The following is a 17,723-nucleotide window of genomic DNA, read 5'->3' as shown; positions in this document are numbered from 1 at the left end:
GGGCGATGGCATGCAGAGGGTCAGGGGTTCGAGTCCCCTCAGCTCCACCAATACTTGTCAGAGGGGCCCGGCGCGGAAGCGCCGGGCCTCTCTGCGTTCTTGCGGTCGTGGGCCGGGCGCAGCTGGTAGCGGCTCTGCCGATCCTGGGCGATGGCATGCAGAGGGTCAGGGGTTCGAGTCCCCTCAGCTCCACCAATACTTGTCAGAGGGGCCCGGCGCGGAAGCGCCGGGCCTCTCTGCGTTCTTGCGGTCGTGGGCCGGGCGCAGCTGGTAGCGGCTCTGCCGATCCTGGGCGATGGCATGCAGAGGGTCAGGGGTTCGAGTCCCCTCAGCTCCACCAATACTTGTCAGAGAGGCCCGGCGCGGAAGCGCCGGGCCTCTCTGCGTTCCCGGCCCGCCGCAGGGTTGGCCGAGGGGCCACCCGGGTAGGACCGCTGCGACTCGAGACGTGAGGAGCATCGATGACGGGGAAACGCGGCGACGAGCTGGGCGTGGAGCTCGGCCGGCTGTGGTACGCGGGCACGCACGACCTGCCGGCGGTGGCCGAGGACTACTGGGACGCCAGCACGAACGTGCCGTCCCTGGTGTCCGCCCAGTGCGCACGCGGCGGGGGCCTGGGGGCGGACCCCGGGGCGAGCATCGACGACTACTCGTCGCGGATCTACCAGATGCTGCTCGGCACCCGGACGTCCGTCGCGCTGGTGGGTGAGGCGCTCGTGTGGATCGCCGACGAGTACGCGAAGACCGACGCGTCGTGCCGCGCGAGCTTTGAGAGCACCAAGACCGAGATGGAAGCCGTGGGGGACGGGTCATGACGTTCGACGTCGGACAGCTGCCTGCGCGGGCCGCGGACCTCAAGGAGGCCGGCGTCCGCGCGGCGTACCGCGAGCTGACCCGGTTCGGCGCCGGCGGTGGTGGCGGCGCCGCCCAGATGATGCAGATCGCCGAGGACTCCATGGCCGGGGTCGAGAACGTCTACGACCGCTTCCTCGACGTGCCCGATCCGGCGGACTTCGCGCCGAAGGTCGAGTGGCTCGGCAACGCGATGGCGAAGCTGGCCACCGAGGGGCACACCAGCGACCCGGTCACCGGGTCCACCGCGGTCTCCGGGCACAACCCGAACCTCACGTTGGTCGGCGGCAGCGGCGACTACCTGTCGGACTGGACCGGCGTCGCGGCGGACAGCTACAAGCGCGGCTACGGCGACCGGTTCGCGCCGACGGCGTCCTCGCAGTACGCCGCGGTGTCGGTGCTCCGCAACGCGATCAACGCCGAGGCAGCCGTCTGGCAGGGCGTGCGCGAGGACCTCGACAAGCTCTCCCAGGAGGCCATCGAGCTGATGGAGGGAGCCGGCAGCAAGGGCGGGGCCGAGTGGGCGGCCGTGCTGTCCATCACCGCCACCGTCATCACCGTCCCGCTCACCGGCGGCGCGTCGGCGATCGCGCTCCCAGCCGTGGCGGCGGGCCTGAGCGTGGCCTCCACCGGCATCGGCCTCGCCACCGGTGGCGGCGGCGAGCCGACCGAGCTCGGCCTGGACGCGGGGTCCTCCGACAAGGTCATCTCCAGCCTGCAGACGGCCCTGACCAAGCTGGCCGAGGAGATCGGCGCCCAGGAGCTGAAGATCTCCGAGGCGCTCAACCAGTCCTCCGGGGTCCTCGACTCCCAGTGGGACGTCTTCTGCCTGCCGCAGCCGGCGCTCGTCGACGCTCCGAACCACCCGGTCAACGACCCCTCCTACAGTGGCCACAGTGCCTGAGCCGCGGGCGGGGCAGACCCCGCTGGAGCGCGCGTGGTCCGACACGACGGTCGAGACCGAGTCGCCGAACGGCCGTGTCCGGGTCACGATGGTCGGCGACCACGAGCTGCGGCTGTGGGTGGACCCGACCTGGTACGCCACGGCCCCGGTCCGGACCCTCCAGGACGAGCTGGTCCGGGCGGCCCGGCTGGTCTACGTCAACCGCACCCGCGCCTACTACGACACCTGGAGCCGGCTGGCGGGCCGGCTGGTGCGCCCCGCGCGGACCGCCGAGAGCCCGGAGACCGAGGAGTACCAGCGCCGGCTCGACGAGGTCGTCGCGCGCGGCGAGGCCTACGACGGCCGCATCGCGCTCGTGCTGTCGGGCACGTCGCGGTTCACGGTCAGCATCGACCCCTCGGTCGTGCGCGACCTCGACGCGGCGGCCTTCTGCGCCCGCGCGCGGGAGGCCGCGCTGGCGTGCCTGCACGAGCACGAGGAGGGGTGGCAGCGCGCCCACTTCGACGTCTACACGCGGCCGCGGCTCGAGCGGGCCGGCGTCCTGTGAGGCGCACCCGACGGTCCGGTGCCGGCGCGAGCGGGGTGGCCGGCCTGGCGGTCGTCGGTACCCTGCTGGTCGGCTGCGGCACCGACGAGGCGGCCGCCGACGCGGTCCTCGAGGGTCGGGGCGACCGGGTGGACGGGCCGACGACGACGTTCGTCGTCCCGACCGGCACGCTCGCGGTCACGATCGGCGACCCGGTCGACCGGGTGGGCTCTGACGACACCGCGGACCGCGAGGAACGCGCCGCCCCCGACGGGTCCGCGCTGCTGCCCGTGCTGGTCGACTTCACCGACCGCGAGGGCGCGCCGTGGGGCGGCCGGCTCGCGGCCGAGCCGCAGGAGGCCGACGTCGCGCTCGAGGTCGACGGGGAGGAGCGGCGGCTCGGCTCGCCGTACACCACCACCGGCCGGGGCCTCAGCGGCGCGGCGACCGCGACGTACTGGGTCGTGGTCCCCGGCGAGCCCGCCGCGGACGACGTGACCGTGACGGTGACCTACGACGGCGCCGAGCAGGCGGCCGTCGCGGGGGCGGAGCCGTCCGGCCCGGGGGCCGCGCTGGCCGCGCTGCCGCAGGAGGCACCCGCGGCGGCGGACTGCCCGGAGCGGTGGCGGACCGACGGGGCGCCGCTGCGCCTGGAGTGCGAGCTGCCGCTGGTCGGCCGCACGCCGTACTGGCCCGGCGCCGGCTGGGCGGCCGACGGATCGTCCTGGGTCGTGGTCGAGGCCCGGCGGGTCCAGGCGTACGCCGCCCGCGGCTCCGCCGACGAGGTCCGCTCGGTCGAGGGCGTGGGCGCCGCGGAGCAGCTCGACCACGGGGAGTGGGGTCCGACCGGCCTCGCGGGCGTGGTCGTCGCCGGCGAGGACGACCTGGTCGACGAGGCACTGCCGCTCGAGCTCGACGTCGAGGTCGACGCGCCGGGCGCGGAGACCGGTCCGGTGCGCGCGTCCCACGCCGTGCCCGTGCCGCGGTGAGGCGGGCGCGGCCGTAGGATCGCCGCCGTGGTGGACGAGGTCGAGGCGCTGGTCTGCGAGGCGCCGGTCCTCGAGGGCCGCACCATCTCGCTGCGGTACGCCGCGGTCGCGGGCGACGAGGTGCGCCACGCGTTCACCGAGGTCGTCGAGCTCCCCGCGCCGCTCGACCACGTCGCCGAGGCGGTCCGCGAGCCGGTGCTGCGGCTGCTGTCGCTCGCGGCGTCGCTGAGCTACGCCAAGGCGTTCGCGCCGGCGCCGATCAGCGTGCCGGGCGGGCTGACCGTTCGGGAGCGGACGTTCCTGACCGAGGTCGCGCGCAACGGACTGGGCGAGCTCGCCTACGTCAACGACCTGCCCGCCGTGCTCGACCTCGAGGTGCTCGGGCCGGAGCTGCCCGATCCGGAGCTGCCCGATCCGGAGCTGGCCGGACCGGACCCGGTGGACGCGAGCGCGCCCGCACCGGCGGCCGAGCCGCAGCGACTCTTGGTCGCCGTCGGCGGCGGCAAGGACTCCATCGTCTCGATCGAGGCGCTCCGAGGCGCCGGCCACGAGATCGGGCTGTTCTCGGTCGGCAGCTACGCGCCGATCGAGGCCACCGCCGAGGTCGCCGGCGTGCCGCTGTCGACGGTGCGCCGCCGGCTCGACCCGCACCTGTTCGAGCTGAACGCGGCCGGCGCGCCCAACGGCCACGTGCCGGTGACGGCGGTGAACTCGCTGCTGGCGCTGCTGACCGCGCTGGCGCTCGGCCACGACACGGTCGTCTTCAGCAACGAAGCCAGCTCGTCGTTCGGCAACGTCGCCTGGCACGGGCGGACGATCAACCATCAGTGGTCGAAGGGCCTGGACTTCGAGCGGCTGCTGCGCGAGAGCCTGCCGGCCGGCGCGCCGACGTACGTCTCGCTGCTGCGGCCGCTCACCGAGCTCCGCATCGCGCGCCGCTTCGCCGACCACACGGCGTACCACCGCGTCTTCACCAGCTGCAACCGCGCCTTCAAGCTCGCCGAGGGCGACCGGACGTCGTGGTGCGGGGACTGCCCGAAGTGCCGGTTCGTGTTCCTCTGCCTCGCGCCGTTCTTGTCCCGCGCGGCGCTGCTGGACGTCTTCGGCGGGCGCGACGTGCTGGCCGACGAGGCGCAGCTGACCGGCTTCCTCGAGCTGCTGGGGGTCGACGGCCTGCTCAAGCCGTTCGAGTGCGTCGGCGAGCCCGACGAGTGCCGCGTCGCGCTGGCGCTGCTGCGCGAGCACACGGACTGGCGCGACCACCCGTTCCTCGCGCACCCCGAGGTCGCCGCGATCACCGCGACGCCGGCCGAGCGGGAGGCGGTCTTCGCCTTCCGCGAGGGCGAGCACCTGCTGCCGCCCGCCCTGGAACCGGTCGCCCGTGCGGTTTGAGGACCTGGTCGGCCGGTCCGTCGTGGTGTGGGGCGCCGGTCGCGAGGGCCGTGCCGCGCTCGTCGAGCTGAGTGGCCGCGGCCTGACGCCGACGGTCGCGGTCACCGGCGGCGGAGCCGTGCCCGACGACCTGGCGCACCTGGCCGTGACCGGGGAGGCGGCACTGGCGCGGCTCGCGGCCGCCGACGTCGTCGTGAAGTCGCCGGGCGTCCCGCACACCGCCCCGGAGTACCTCCGCCTCCGCGAGCTCGGCGTCCCGGTCACCTCGCTCACCGACCTGTGGCTGCACGACAACGCGCACCGCACGGTCGCCGTCACCGGCACCAAGGGCAAGAGCACCACCGCGAGCCTCGTGCGGCACCTGCTCGGCGGCCTCGGCGCCGACGCCGCGCTCGTCGGCAACGGGGGCGTGCCCGTCACCGCCGGGGACCGGCCGGAGGCGGCGTACGCCGTCGCGGAGGTCTCCAGCTACCAGGCCGCCGACCTGACCTGCTCGCCCCGCGTCGCCGTGGTCACCTCGCTCTACCCCGAGCACCTGCCGTGGCACGGCGGCTACGAGCAGTACGTCGCCGACAAGCTCACCCTCGTCGCGCACGGCCCGGAGGCGGTCGTCGTGCCGGACGTCGCCGGTGAGGTGGCGCGGCTCGTGGCCGCCCGCCTCGGCCCGGCCACGCGGCTGCTCGACCCGGCCGCGCTCGGCCTCGTCGTCACCGACGACGGGCTGGCCTGGCACGGGGTCGGCGGGCTGCCCGCCGACGAGGTCGCGCTGCGCGGCCGGCACAACCTGGCCAACCTGGCGCTGGCGCTGGCCGCGGTCGACGTCCTGCTCGGGGGCGACGCCGACCGGGGTGCGCTGCTGGCGGCCGCCCGGACCTTCGCGCCGCTCGCCCACCGGCTGGAGCAGGTGCCCTCCGGCGACGGCCGCGCCTGGGTCGACGACAGCCTCGCGACCGCGCCGGAGTCGGTGGTGGCCGCGCTGGAGACCTACGCCGACCGTCGGGTCGTGCTGCTCGCGGGCGGGGCCGACCGGGGGCTGTCCTTCGCGCCGCTGGTCGACTACCTCGCCCGGCGCGACCCCGCCGCGGGCGTGTCCACGATCGCCGTCGGCCCGGCCGGCGCCCGGCTGGCGCGCGAGCTCGACGACGTACGCCTCGCGCCGGACTTCGCGACCGCGCTGACCTGGGCGTCCGCCCCCTCAGACGCCGAGGTGGTCCTGCTGTCGCCGGGCGCCCCGAGCTTCGACGAGTTCGCCAGCTTCGAGGAGCGCTCGGCCGCGTTCCGGGCCGCCGCGGGTCGGTCCGCGACCACTCCGGACGCTCGGTAGCCTCGGCGCGTGCGCACCCCTCCGGCCGGCCCGGCCAGCCTCCGGCGGCTCGAGGACCCGGTGGTCGGGTGGACCGCCGCGATCGGCGTCGCGCTGCTCGCGCTGGTGCTGCGGCTGTGGAACCTCGGGGAGCCCAAGCAGTTCCAGTTCGACGAGACCTACTACGCCAAGGACGCCTGGTCGCTGGCCAACCACGGCTACGTCCGGGAGTACGTCGAGGACGCCGACGACTCGGTCCTCGCCGGCACCACCGACGGGCTGTGGGAGTCCGAGCCGTCGATGATCGTCCACCCCGAGGTCGGCAAGTGGCTGATCGCGCTGGGGGAGCGGCTGTTCGGGATGGACCCGTTCGGCTGGCGGGTCGCGTCCGCGGTCGTCGGCGCGCTGATGGTGCTGGTCATGGTCCGCCTCGTGCGGCGAATGACCCGCTCGACGCTGCTCGGCGTGGTCGGTGGCCTGCTGCTGATGTTCGACGGGCTGCACTTCGTGCTGTCGCGGCTGGCGCTGCTCGACATCTTCCTGGCGTTCTTCACCCTCTGCGCGGTCGCGTGCATCGTGGCCGACCGCGACTGGTATCGCGCCCGGCTCGCCGCGCTCGCCCCCGACCCGGTCACCTCCGGGTGGGGCCCCGTGCGCGGGCTGCTGTGGCGGCCGTGGCTGCTCGCGGCCGGGGTCTGCTTCGGGCTCGCGCTCGGCACCAAGTGGACGGCGGCGTACCCCCTCGCGGCGTTCGGCCTGCTCGTCTGGGCCTGGAGCGCCGGCGCCCGCAAGGCGCGCGGCGTGCGCCGTCCGGTGCTGCGCTCGGCGGTGGTCGACGGCCTCCCGGCGTTCGGCTGGCTCGTCGTCGTCGCGCTCGTCGTCTACGTCGCGTCGTGGAGCGGGTGGCTGGTGCACGCCGCGGAGTACGAGAAGAGCCTGTCCTCGACGCAGTACACCCAGTTCGAGGCCGAGCGCCCCTGCGACGCCGACGGCAACGAGGCCAACGACGACGACTCGGGCGCCCGCTGGCCGACCGCCACCCAGCCCGACGCGTCCGGCCCGGGCGAGGTCGTGCAGTCGCTGCGGTCGCTGTGGAGCTATCACCAGGACCTGCTCACCTTCCACACCCACTACCTCAACTGCAGCGAGCACACCTACGCCTCGCAGCCGTCGGGCTGGCTGCTGATGAACCGGCCGGTCGGCGTCGCCGCCGACACCGACATCGAGCCCGGCACGCGCGGCTGCGACGCCCCCGCGGGCAGCGACTGCCTGCGCCAGGTGCTGCTCATCGGCACGCCGGTGCTGTGGTGGGGCGGGATCGTCGCGCTGGCGCTCGCGCTGGTGACCTGGGTCGGCGCCCGCGACTGGCGCGCCGGCGTCGCCGTCGTGGGCGCGGCCTCGACCTGGTTGCCGTGGCTGCAGTACGACGACCGCCCGATCTTCCTCTTCTACGTCTCGCTCACGCTGCCGTTCGTCGTCATCGCGATCGTGCTCGCGATGGGGAGGCTGATCGGGCCCTCCCGCGTGCCGAGCCGGCGGCGGACCGTCGGCGTGGTGCTGTCCGGGTCGTTCCTCGTGCTCGTGCTGCTCAACTTCGCGTGGTTCTGGCCGATCTTCACCAACGGCCTGCTCACCCACGCCGAGTGGCTCGACCGGATCTGGTTCGAGCGCTGGATCTAGCCGCGGGGGATCGTCGGGCCGGTCGACAGTCGTTCAATTGCGCGGTTGTCACGCTTCTACCCGCGGGTAACCCGACATTTCCGCGCAATTGAACGATCGTGGTCGCGCCCCAGACCGCCCGACGGGGGGTCAGCGGCGCTGGGGGAGGTCCAGCGAGCGGACGACGAGGTCGTCGCGCTGGACGAACTTCGCCAGCAGGCGGGCGAAGGACTCCTTCTCGTCGAGCGTGAAGTCCTCGAGGCTGTCGAGGATCCGGCCACGGCGCTCGTCGGCGGCGTCGGCGAGGAACTCGCGGGCCGGACCGGTCAACCGGACCACGGCCAGCGAGCCGGAGCCGGTGCGGGCGGCCAGGCCGCGGGCGACGAGGTCGTCGACGTGGCGGCGCGTCTCGGCGGCCGGGAGCCGCAGCTGCGCGGTGAGGTCGCACTCGCGCAGCGAGCCGAACCGGTCCACCCGCATCAGGATCGCCAGCGGACCGCGGCCCATCCCCGGCGACAGCCGCCCCGCGACCCGCGCGAGGTAGGCGTCCCCCTGCACGGCGTACTCCGAGAGCGCCTCGTGCAGCAGGTCCTCGACCCGGTCCATGACCACGCTCCTCCCGGGCGGCTCGTCTCCTCGTCCCTCAACGAGAGCGTGCCGTCTCCGTCCCTGGGACATGAAGGTAACGCGCGTCACATCGGCGCGCCGGTGCTCTAGGTTTTCTGCAACCTGTTCCACCCAGGAGGCGCGATGAGCCAGCAGTTCAACCTCTCGACGGTGTTCCGGACCGTGGCGACCACGGTCCCCGACCAGGAGGTGCTGGTCTGGCGCGACCGCCGGTTCACCTACCGCGAGCTCGACCGCCGCGTCGACGGCCTCGCGCACTTCCTCGCCGAGCGGGGCCTCGGCTGCCACCGGGAGCGCACGGAGCTCGCGGGCCACGAGTCCGGGCAGGACCACCTGGCGCTCTACCTGCGCAACGGCAACGAGTACCTCGAGGGGATGCTCGGCGCCTACCGCGCCCGGGCCACCGCGATCAACGTGAACTACCGGTACGTCGAGGAGGAGCTCGCCTACCTGCTCACCGACTGCCAGGCGACCGCGCTGGTCTTCCACGCGGAGTTCGCCCCGCGGGTGGCCGCCATCCGCGACCGGCTGCCGCAGCTGCGCGTGCTGGTCCAGGTCGCCGACGACTCGGGCAACGCGCTGCTGCCCGGCGCGGTCGACTACGAGTCCGTGCTCGGCACGCCCGCGCCCGCCGCCGGCCTGCCCGAGCCGTCGCCGGACGACCTGTTCGTGCTCTACACCGGCGGGACTACCGGGATGCCCAAGGGCGTGCTGTGGCGGCAGGACGACATCTACGTCACGTCGATGGGAGGCACGCCGTTCGGCACCACCGAGCCGCACACGTCGTACGACTCCATCGCCGAGGCGGCCCGCGCCGCCGGCGGCGGGATGACCTTGCTGATGGCGCTGCCGTTCATGCACGGTGCCGCGCAGTGGTCGACGTTCCACACCCTCACGAACGGCGGCAAGATCGTGCTGCCGCACCACGTCGACCACCTCGACGCGGCCGACGTGCTCAGCACGGCGATCCGCGAGAAGGCGGTCAGCATCCCCGTGGTCGGCGACGCCGTCGTGCGGCCGCTCATCGACGAGATCGAGCGCGGCGACTACGACCTCTCCGGCCTCGCCGCGATCAACAACGGCAGCGCGCCGCTGACGCCGGCGGTCCGTGACCGGTTCCTCGAGCTGGCGCCGCACATGGTCGTGATGGACGCGGCCGGCTCGTCGGAGACCGGGCTGCAGATGAGCTCGATGTCGCTCAAGGGGATGGAGGCCGACGCGGCGACGTTCGCGCCGGTGCCGGCGACGACCGTGGTCGACGACCTGTTCACCCGGGTGCTCGAGCCCGGTGAGGGCGGCGGCTGGCTGGCGCAGCGCGGTCGTGTGCCGCTCGGCTACCTCGGTGACGCCGCGAAGACCGCGCGGACGTTCCCCGTCATCGGCGGCGAGCGCTTCTCCATCCCCGGTGACCGTGCCGACCTGCTCGAGGACGGCCGCATCCGCCTGCTCGGGCGCGACGGGGTCACCATCAACTCCGGCGGCGAGAAGATCTTCGTCGAGGAGGTCGAGCGGGCGCTCGCCCACCACCCGGCCGTGCGGGACGTGGTCGTCGTCGGCCGGCCCTCCGAGCGCTGGGGGAGCGAGCCGGTCGCGGTCGTGCAGCTGGCCGACGGCGCGAGCGCGACCGACGAGGAGCTGCTCGCCGAGTGCGCGAAGCACGTCGCGCGCTACAAGGTCCCGCGCGCCGTCGTGCGCGTCGGGCTGGTCGAGCGCTCGCCCTCGGGCAAGGCCGACTACCGCTGGGCAAAGGGCCAGGTGACGACGCCCGGGGAGGCGCAGCCGGCGCCGGTCTGAGGGCTCGGGGCACGACGGCTTAGGGGAGCCTTTCCTTTCTGGAACCAGTCCAGAAAAGCCGCTACGTTGTCGTCATGACCGATCTCCTGCACCCCGACCAGACCCACGTCGCCAAGCCGGCCTTCACCGCCTCCGAGCAGCTCGCGACGCACCTGCAGCAGCTCAGCGTCGACCTGATCGAGCTGCACCTGCAGGGCAAGCAGGCCCACTGGAACGTCGTCGGCCTGAACTTCCGCGACCTCCACCTGCAGCTCGACGAGGTCGTCGACGCCGCGCGTGAGTACTCCGACCAGGTCGCCGAGCGGATGCGCGCGCTGTACGTCGTACCCGACGGCCGTTCCGCCGCCGTCGCCGAGCAGACCTCGCTGCCGCCGTTCCCGGCCGGCGAGGTCAACACCGCCGAGTGCGTCGACCTCATCACCACCGCGATCTACGGCGTCACCGCCACCGCGCGCCGCATCCACGACGACGTCGACGCCGAGGACCCCACCACCGCGGACATCCTCCACGTCATCATCGAGCGCCTCGAGCAGCTCGCCTGGATGATCGACGCCGAGAACCGCGTCGCCAACCGCAGCCTCCCGCGGTCCATCCACCGCTGAGCGGTCCCGGTCGCGCCCCGCGCGCCGGTCAGGCGAGGACGAGCTCGTCCCAGTCGACCTCGGCGGTGCGGGCCTGGTACTCGGCGACCAGGCCGGGCCAGTTGGTGGTGATGCGGGGGCCGTCGACGTACCAGCTGTTGCAGCCTGCCCAGGCGCTGGTGGCGAGGCGGGTCTGCATCTCGCGGTCGTAGGCGGAGGCGGCGGCCGGGGTCGGCTCGGCGGTGCGCAGGCCGCGGTCGGCGAGGCGGCGGACGACCTGGGCGATCCAGCCGGCCTGGCCCTCCATCATGTTGATGATGGAGCTGCCGCCGAGGTTGGTGTTCGGGCCGTAGATGCAGAACAGGTTCGGGAAGCCGGGGACCGCGATGCCGAGGTGGGCGCGGGCGCCGTCGGCCCAGTGCTGGTGCAGGTCCAACCCGTCACGGCCGGTGACCTTCATCGGCGCGAGGAACTCGGTCGCCGCGAAGCCGGTGCCCCAGATGAGCACGTCGGCCTCGTGCAGGCGGCCGTCGGCGGTACGGACGCCGTTCGCCTCCAGGCCGGTGACCTCCTCGGGGACGACCTCGACGTGGTCGCGGGCGAGGGCTGGGTACCACTGGTTGCTGAAGAGCACCCGCTTGCAGCCGAGCGGGTAGTCCGGGACGAGCTTGCGCCGCAGCGCCGGGTCCTCGACCCGCGCCCGCAGGTGCGCCTTCCAGGTCGCCCCGATCGCGGCCATCAGCGGCTTGGTGATCGGGGAGTCGCCGGCGAGGGCGCCGTTGAACCGCTCGGTCAGCCAGAACACCGCGCGCCGCTCGGCGTGCAGCGCCGCCGGGAACCGCTCGAAGAGGCGGTGGTGGTGCGCCTTGTACTCCTGGTCCGGCTTCGGGAGCACGTAGGGCGCCGAGCGCTGGAAGACCGTCATCGAGCCGACCCGGTCGACGATGCCGGGCACGAACTGCACGGCGCTGGCGCCGGTGCCGACGACCGCGACCCGCTTGCCGTCGAGGTCGACGCCGTGGTCCCACTGCGCGGAGTGGAACGCCGGGCCGTCGAAGTGGCCGGGCACCTTCGGCAGCGCCGGGTTGGAGAGCTGGCCGACGGCGGAGACCAGCACCTCGGCCTCGTACGTCTCGCCCGCGGCCGTCTCCACGCGCCACGTCGTGGTGGCCTCGTCGTACATCGCCGCGGTGACCTCCTGGTTCAGCTGCACCAGGTCGAGCAGCCCCTCGTCGCGAGCGGCTGAGCGGAGGTACTCCAGGATCTCCGGCTGGGTGCCGTAGCGGCGGCTCCAGCGCGGGTTCTGCGCCCACGACCAGGAGTAGAGCGGTGAGGGGACGTCGCAGGCCGCGCCGGGGTAGGTGTTGTCGCGCCACACCCCGCCGACGTCGTCGGCCCGCTCGAGCACGGTGATGTCGGTGATGCCCTGCTGCCGCAGCGCCCGGGCCGTGCCCAGCCCGCCGAAGCCGGCGCCGATGATCACCACACGTGGACTGGTGCGAGGTCCCTGCTGCTGTGCCATGGCCTCATCCTTTGCCAGCCGCGATCCCCGCCGGGAGCGCTTCGACGGCGGATGCTTGATAATTCCGGCCATGACCCGCGTCGAGGTCGTCGAGCCGGCCGCCCGGGACTGGGAGTTCCCGCGGGCGGCCGCCGGCACCGCCCACCTGGTGGCGTACGCCGTGGCGCGCGGGGTGGCGCCGCAGGTCGTCCTGGCCGGCACCGGCCTGCGGGAGGCCGACCTCGCTGAGCCCGGCCGGGAGGTGACCGCGGCGCAGGAGCTGCTGGTGGTGCGGACGCTGCAGCGGCTCCTGCCGGGGTCGGGGGAGCGGGTCGGCGCGACGTACCGCGCGTCGTCGTTCGGCGTGCTCGGCTACGCGCTGCTGGCGAGCCGGACGGTCCGCGAGGCGATGGAGGTGACGCTGCGCTTCATCGACCTGTCGTACGCGTTCGCGCTGCCGCGGGCGGAGCTGTCGGGGGAGCGGGCACGGCTGGTGGTCGACGGGCGGGGGCTGCCGGCCGACGTGCGCGCGTTCCTCGTCGCCCGGGACACCGCTGCGATCCACGTCGTCGCGGACTCGCTGGTGCCCGGCGGGCTCGGGGCGACCCGGACGGTCGGGCCGGAGGTCGGCGTGCTCGACCTCGCCGCGGCCGAGCTCGACCGCCCGCTGCCGCGCGACCCGTCGACGGCCGGCGAGCAGCTGGCCGAGGACATGTGCCGCGACGTGGTGGCCCGCCGGCGCGAGCGGACCGGCATCGCCCGCGACGTGCAGGTGCTCGTCACCCAGCGGCTGCCGGAGGGCGCGCCGATGGCGGCGGTGGCCGCCGGGCTCGGCCTCAGCGAGCGGAGCCTGCGCCGGCGGCTCGCCGAGGCCGGGGTCGGCTACCGGGCGCTCGTGGAGGAGGTCCGCGAGTCGCTGGCGCGCTCGCTGCTGGAGTCGCGCGCGACGCTGCCGGTCGCCGACGTCGCGCGGCGGCTCGGGTACGCCGACGCCGCGGCCTTCACCCATGCGTTCACCCGGTGGACGGGCGTGCCGCCGGCGGCGTACGCCCGGGGCGAGCGGAGGATCAGGTGATCGTCATCCCGCCGTCGACGACGAGCGTCTGCCCGGTGACGTACCCGGACGCCGGCGAGGCCAGGAAGACCGCGGCGGCGGCGAGCTCGACGGGGTCGCCCTTGCGGCCGACCGGGATGCGGTCCTGGCGGGACTCGAGGTAGCCCGGCGGGTACTGCTCGGTCATCTCGGTCTCGAAGAACCCCGGCGCGATCGCGTTGACGCGGATGCCCTTGCGGCCGGTCCACTGCTGGGCCAGGTCGCGGGTGAGGCCGAGCAGGCCGGCCTTGGTGGCGGCGTACGCCGCCTGCGGGAGGCCGGCGGTGGTCAGGCCGAGCACCGAGGAGATGTTGATGATGCTCGATCCGGGCTTCATGACCCGACCGCACGCCTGCGCCATCCAGTAGCAGCCGTTGAGGTTGACGTCGACGACGCCGCGGAACTGCTCCGGGGTCTCGCGGGTCGCGGGGACCGCCGTGCCGATGCCGGCGTTGTTGACGAGCACGTCGACGTGGCCGAATTCCTCCATCGCGAGCGCGATGATGTTGGTGCAGGAGTCGGGGTCGGCGACGTCGGTCTGCACGGGCAGCGCCTTGCGGCCGGCGGCCTCGACCAGGCGTGCGGTCTCGGTGAGGCGGTCGGCGCGGCGGGCGCCCAGCACGACGTCGGCGCCGGCCTCGGCGAAGGCCTGCGCGATGTGCACCCCGAGGCCGCTGGAGGCGCCGGTGACGACGGCGACGCGGCCGTCGAGGCGGAACATGTCGGTGACGGTCATGCGCGGAACTCTAGGCGCGCAGGCCCAGCGTCTCGCGCAGGGCGTCGGCCGCGCTGACCTGCGGCGCCCAGCCGAGCTCGACCTTGGCCCGGGTGGTGTCCATGATCGCCGGGTGGGCCAGCGCCTCGACCCACTGCACCGGCTGCGGCAGGCCCGGGACGCCGGCCGCCGCCCGGGCCAGCGCGTGCGCCGGGGCGGCCGGCAGCGGGAACGGCACCGCACCCAGGATGCGGACGACGTCGGCCGCGGTGAGGGTGTCGTCGGCGGCGATGTTGTAGGCGCCGGGCGGGCCGGCGGCGACCACGCACTGCAGGAGCGCGCTGCCCACGTCGGCCTCGTGCACGAGCTGCAGCGGCAGATCCGGCACCGGCACGGGCACCGGCGGCAGTCGCTTCGGCACCGCCTGGAGGATCGTGCCGAGCCAGCCCGCCCACGACGGCAGCCGGACCTTCCCGCCGACGGCGTTCGGGCCGACCACGATCGGCGGGCGCAGCAGGTAGAGGTCCACCTGGCGACCGGCCGCGGCCTGCGCGCCGGCCTCCTCGCGCAGCAGCCCCTCCAGCTCCGCCTTCTCCCGCGCGTAGAACAGGTGGTCGGCGGGCCGGGTCGGCCAGTCCTCGCCGATCCCCACCGGGTTGTCGGGGTGGAAGCCGTACGCCGCCACCGAGCTGGCGTAGACGAAGCGGCGCGCCCCCGCCTCGGCGGCCGCGCGGAACGCGTTGAGCGTGCCGTCGACGTTGATCGCGCGGGTCTGCTCGGCCTCTCCGCCGACGATCGCGAAGGCCAGGTGCACCACGACGTCGGCGCCCGCGAACGCCTCGGTCAGCGCGGCCCGGTCGCGCACGTCGCCCTGCCGGTAGTCGGTCTTCACCCAGCCGCGCTCGGCGGGATCGACGCGGCTGCGCGCGACGCCGACCACGCGGCGTACGCGCTCGTCGGCCTCGAGCAGCGGGACGAGCCCGGCCCCGAAGGTCCCGGTCGGCCCGGTGACGGCCACGGTCAGGTCGGTCTCGTCGGGCGCGGGTGTGCTTGCGGGGTCGCTCATGGCGCCCCGATACCTGCCCGCGCGGCGCGGTACCATGAGCCCATGCGCAGGACCCTGCTCCTTACCTAGCCGCGTCGACGAGCACGACCCGACGCGGCTGCCCCTCGCGAGCGAGGGGCCTTTTTTATGGGCGCAGCCATGCCCAGCACCGAGCCCGGCCGCACCCCGGCGCGAGGCCGGAGCAGACCACCACCGCACGCAGCAGACGGGAAGAGACGCAGATGAGCGAGCAGCCGGGCCGGTCCGACGAGGCCGCGACCTACGACATGACCGCGGCGCAGGAGCGCTGGCGGAAGGTCTGGGAGGACCTCGACCCGTTCCGCGTCGGCAGCGCCGGCCCGGGGGCGGAGAAGCGCTACGCGCTGACGATGTTCCCCTACCCGTCCGGCGACCTGCACATGGGCCACGCCGAGGTGATGGCGCTGCACGACGTCATCGCGCGCTACTGGTGGCAGAAGGGGTACGACGTCCTCAACCCGATCGGGTGGGACTCCTTCGGCCTGCCCGCCGAGAACGCCGCGATCCGCAACGACGAGCACCCGGCGACCTACACCTACGCCAACATCGAGACCCAGGCGGAGTCGTTCCGCCGCTACGGCATCTCCTTCGACTGGTCGCGCCGGCTGCACACCTCCGACCCGGAGTACTACCGCTGGACGCAGTGGCTGTTCCTGAAGTTCCGCGAGCGGGGCCTGGCCTACCGCAAGAACAGCCCCGTCAACTGGTGCCCCAACGACCAGACCGTGCTGGCCAACGAGCAGGTCGTCCAAGGCATGTGCGAGCGCTGCGGCGCCGAGGTGACCAAGCGCGAGCTCAACCAGTGGTACTTCAAGGTCACCGAGTACGCCCAGCGGCTGCTCGACGACATGGAGCCGCTGGCCGGCACCTGGCCCGACCGCGTGCTGGCGATGCAGCGCAACTGGATCGGCCGCTCCGAGGGCGCGCACGTCGACTTCGACATCGAGCTGGCCGACGGGTCGACGCGGACGGTCACGGTCTTCACGACCCGCCCCGACACGCTCTACGGCGCGACGTTCATGGTCGTGGCCGCCGACGCGAAGCTGGCCGCCGAGGTCGTCGCGCCCGCGCAGGAGGCCGCGCTGGCGGCGTACGTCGAGGACGTGCGGAAGGCCTCCGACATCGACCGGCTCGCCACCGACCGGCCGAAGTCCGGCGTCGACCTGGGCGTCACCGCGCTCAACCCGGTCACCGGCGAGCGGATGCCGGTGTGGGCCTCGGACTACGTGCTGGCCGACTACGGCACCGGCGCGATCATGGCCGTGCCCGCGCACGACCAGCGCGACCTGGACTTCGCGAAGGTCTTCGACCTTCCGGTGCGCCGCGTCGTCGACACGGGGGAGGACAACCCCGAGGAGACGTACGTCGCCACGACCGGCGACGGCACCTACGTCAACAGCGGGCTGCTCGACGGGCTGGCCGACAAGGCCGCCGGCATCAGCCGGATCATCGAGCAGCTCGAGGCCGACGGGCGGGGGACCGGCACGGTCAACTTCCGCCTGCGCGACTGGCTGCTGAGCCGCCAGCGGTTCTGGGGCGCGCCGATCCCGGTCGTGCACTGCCCGGACTGCGGCGAGGTGCCCGTGCCGGAGGACCAGCTGCCCGTGCGGCTGCCCGACGACCTGAAGGGCGCCGACCTCAAGCCCAAGGGTGTCTCGCCGCTGGCGGCCGCCGAGGCGTGGGTCAACACCGAGTGCCCCTCCTGCGGCGGCCCGGCCAAGCGCGACAGCGACACGATGGACACCTTCGTCGACTCGTCCTGGTACTACCTGCGCTACCTCGACCCGCACTACGAGGACGGACCGTTCGACCCGGCGCAGGCGCGCGAGTGGATGCCGGTCGCGCAGTACGTCGGCGGCGTCGAGCACGCGATCCTGCACCTGCTCTACTCCCGCTTCTTCACCAAGGTGCTGCACGACATGGGGATGGTCGACTTCGTCGAGCCGTTCTCCGCGCTGCTGAACCAGGGCCAGGTCATCAACCAGGGCAAGGCCATGTCGAAGTCGCTCGGCAACGGCGTCAACCTCGGCGAGATGATCGACCGGTACGGCGTCGACGCGGTGCGGCTGACGATGGTCTTCGCCGGCCCGCCGGAGGACGACATCGACTGGGCCGACATGTCGCCCGGCGGTGCCGTGAAGTTCCTCCAGCGCGCCTGGCGGCTGGCCGGCGACGTCACCGCGCCCGTCGGCACGCCGGCCGTGGGCGGCGACGTCGCGCTGCGGCGGGCCACCCACAAGACGCTGCACGAGGTCGAGCAGCTGATCGAGGGCCACCGGTTCAACGTGGTCGTCGCGCGGACGATGGAGCTGGTCAACGTCACCCGGAAGGCCATCGACTCGGGTTGCGGCCCGGCCGACCCGGCCGTGCGGGAGGCCGTCGAGGCGGTCGCGATCCTGCTGTCCCTCGTGGCGCCGTACACCGCCGAGGAGATGTGGGAGCGCCTGGGCCACCAGCCCACCGTCGCCCGCGCCGGCTGGCCGACCGTCGACCCCGCGCTGCTGGTCGAGGACACCGTGACCGCGGTCGTCCAGATCCAGGGCAAGGTCAAGGCCCGGCTCGAGGTCGCCCCGGACATCAGCGAGGCCGACCTGGAGCGGCTGGCGATGGCCGACCCCGCCGTGGTCCGCGCGATCGACGGACGCCCGGTCCGCAAGGTGGTCGTCCGGGCGCCGAAGCTGGTCAACGTGGTGGTCTGAGCCC

Annotated in this window: 15 protein-coding genes; 11 read left to right on the top strand and 4 right to left on the bottom strand. The window is 73.8% G+C overall.

The features are described 5' to 3' along the window. Positions 1-461 precede the first annotated feature (461 nt). From H7344_RS10205 to H7344_RS10175, 7 genes are read left to right on the top strand one after another with little or no spacing between them, the layout of a single operon-like run. Positions 462-815, top strand: coding sequence for a hypothetical protein (locus H7344_RS10205; protein ID WP_186345941.1), 354 nt, complete (start codon positions 462-464; stop codon positions 813-815). Beyond that, entirely contained in the window at positions 812-1,756 is a 945-nt protein-coding gene (locus H7344_RS10200) for a hypothetical protein (RefSeq protein ID WP_186345940.1), read from the top strand. The genes H7344_RS10205 and H7344_RS10200 overlap by 4 nt, the downstream gene beginning before the upstream one ends. Then, the gene (locus tag H7344_RS10195; RefSeq protein ID WP_186345939.1) at positions 1,749-2,303 is read left to right on the top strand and encodes a YbaB/EbfC family nucleoid-associated protein; all 555 of its coding nucleotides are present in this window, start codon (positions 1,749-1,751) and stop codon (positions 2,301-2,303) included. Before H7344_RS10200 ends, H7344_RS10195 begins: the two co-directional genes overlap by 8 nt. Then, a complete protein-coding gene (locus tag H7344_RS10190; RefSeq protein ID WP_186345938.1) occupies positions 2,300-3,271 on the top strand; it encodes a hypothetical protein in 972 nt (323 codons plus the stop codon). Before H7344_RS10195 ends, H7344_RS10190 begins: the two co-directional genes overlap by 4 nt. A 27-nt stretch (positions 3,272-3,298) precedes the next feature. Continuing rightward, the gene (locus H7344_RS10185) at positions 3,299-4,663 is read left to right on the top strand and encodes a hypothetical protein (RefSeq protein ID WP_186345937.1); all 1,365 of its coding nucleotides are present in this window, start codon (positions 3,299-3,301) and stop codon (positions 4,661-4,663) included. Then, positions 4,653-5,987, top strand: coding sequence for a UDP-N-acetylmuramoyl-L-alanine--D-glutamate ligase (gene murD / locus H7344_RS10180; RefSeq protein WP_186345936.1), 1,335 nt, complete (start codon positions 4,653-4,655; stop codon positions 5,985-5,987). Before H7344_RS10185 ends, murD begins: the two co-directional genes overlap by 11 nt. Before the next feature lie 9 nt (positions 5,988-5,996). Then, positions 5,997-7,646 carry a dolichyl-phosphate-mannose--protein mannosyltransferase gene (locus H7344_RS10175; protein ID WP_186345935.1) on the top strand — a complete coding sequence of 550 codons (1,650 nt, stop codon included), beginning with the start codon at positions 5,997-5,999 and terminating at the stop codon, positions 7,644-7,646. 129 nt (positions 7,647-7,775) lie between these two features. Here the strand turns inward: H7344_RS10175 and H7344_RS10170 are convergent, their stop codons facing one another. Further along, a complete protein-coding gene (locus tag H7344_RS10170; protein WP_186345934.1) occupies positions 7,776-8,231 on the bottom strand; it encodes a hypothetical protein in 456 nt (151 codons plus the stop codon). Between the two features lie 144 nt (positions 8,232-8,375). Between H7344_RS10170 and H7344_RS10165 the strand changes: the two genes are divergently transcribed. Together H7344_RS10165 and H7344_RS10160 are read left to right on the top strand one after the other, a co-directional pair. Continuing rightward, positions 8,376-10,046, top strand: coding sequence for an acyl-CoA synthetase (locus H7344_RS10165; RefSeq protein ID WP_186345933.1), 1,671 nt, complete (start codon positions 8,376-8,378; stop codon positions 10,044-10,046). Between the two features lie 74 nt (positions 10,047-10,120). Continuing rightward, the gene (locus H7344_RS10160) at positions 10,121-10,648 is read left to right on the top strand and encodes a Dps family protein (RefSeq protein ID WP_166191920.1); all 528 of its coding nucleotides are present in this window, start codon (positions 10,121-10,123) and stop codon (positions 10,646-10,648) included. A gap of 28 nt (positions 10,649-10,676) precedes the next feature. Here the strand turns inward: H7344_RS10160 and H7344_RS10155 are convergent, their stop codons facing one another. Then, on the bottom strand, positions 10,677-12,149 hold the full coding sequence (locus H7344_RS10155) for a flavin-containing monooxygenase (RefSeq protein WP_186345932.1): 1,473 nt from the start codon (positions 12,147-12,149) through the stop codon (positions 10,677-10,679). Positions 12,150-12,219: 70 nt separating this feature from the next. Here H7344_RS10155 and H7344_RS10150 point away from each other — a divergent pair, with 70 nt between their 5' ends. Continuing rightward, the gene (locus H7344_RS10150; protein WP_186345931.1) at positions 12,220-13,203 is read left to right on the top strand and encodes an AraC family transcriptional regulator; all 984 of its coding nucleotides are present in this window, start codon (positions 12,220-12,222) and stop codon (positions 13,201-13,203) included. Here H7344_RS10150 and H7344_RS10145 read toward each other — a convergent pair. Beyond that, positions 13,196-13,957, bottom strand: a complete 762-nt coding sequence (locus H7344_RS10145; RefSeq protein ID WP_186345930.1) for an SDR family NAD(P)-dependent oxidoreductase — start codon at positions 13,955-13,957, stop codon at positions 13,196-13,198. The two genes, H7344_RS10150 and H7344_RS10145, sit on opposite strands and share 8 nt — an antisense overlap. Before the next feature lie 10 nt (positions 13,958-13,967). Further along, entirely contained in the window at positions 13,968-15,002 is a 1,035-nt protein-coding gene (locus tag H7344_RS10140; protein WP_186345929.1) for an NAD-dependent epimerase/dehydratase family protein, read from the bottom strand. Positions 15,003-15,223: 221 nt separating this feature from the next. On the opposite strand from H7344_RS10140, the gene leuS reads away from it, so the two are divergent. Beyond that, the gene (gene leuS / locus H7344_RS10135) at positions 15,224-17,719 is read left to right on the top strand and encodes a leucine--tRNA ligase (RefSeq protein WP_186345928.1); all 2,496 of its coding nucleotides are present in this window, start codon (positions 15,224-15,226) and stop codon (positions 17,717-17,719) included. Positions 17,720-17,723: the final 4 nt, after the last annotated feature.

The organism is Nocardioides deserti, from assembly GCF_014266025.1.
Taxonomy (GTDB): Bacteria; Actinomycetota; Actinomycetes; order Propionibacteriales; family Nocardioidaceae; genus Nocardioides; species Nocardioides deserti.
This window is presented reverse-complemented; position numbering and strand designations above follow the sequence as displayed.

Bases quoted from the DNA above. Each gene is read 5' to 3' on its own strand.
- H7344_RS10170 (WP_186345934.1), bottom strand. From the start codon at position 8,231: ATGGACCGGGTCGAGGACCTGCTGCACGAGGCGCTCTCGGAGTACGCC.
- leuS (WP_186345928.1), top strand. From the start codon at position 15,224: ATGAGCGAGCAGCCGGGCCGGTCCGACGAGGCCGCGACCTACGACATG.
- H7344_RS10200 (WP_186345940.1), top strand. From the start codon at position 812: ATGACGTTCGACGTCGGACAGCTGCCTGCGCGGGCCGCGGACCTCAAG.
- H7344_RS10205 (WP_186345941.1), top strand. From the start codon at position 462: ATGACGGGGAAACGCGGCGACGAGCTGGGCGTGGAGCTCGGCCGGCTG.
- H7344_RS10145 (WP_186345930.1), bottom strand. From the start codon at position 13,957: ATGACCGTCACCGACATGTTCCGCCTCGACGGCCGCGTCGCCGTCGTC.
- H7344_RS10150 (WP_186345931.1), top strand. From the start codon at position 12,220: ATGACCCGCGTCGAGGTCGTCGAGCCGGCCGCCCGGGACTGGGAGTTC.
- H7344_RS10160 (WP_166191920.1), top strand. From the start codon at position 10,121: ATGACCGATCTCCTGCACCCCGACCAGACCCACGTCGCCAAGCCGGCC.
- H7344_RS10165 (WP_186345933.1), top strand. From the start codon at position 8,376: ATGAGCCAGCAGTTCAACCTCTCGACGGTGTTCCGGACCGTGGCGACC.
- H7344_RS10140 (WP_186345929.1), bottom strand. From the start codon at position 15,002: ATGAGCGACCCCGCAAGCACACCCGCGCCCGACGAGACCGACCTGACC.
- H7344_RS10155 (WP_186345932.1), bottom strand. From the start codon at position 12,149: ATGGCACAGCAGCAGGGACCTCGCACCAGTCCACGTGTGGTGATCATC.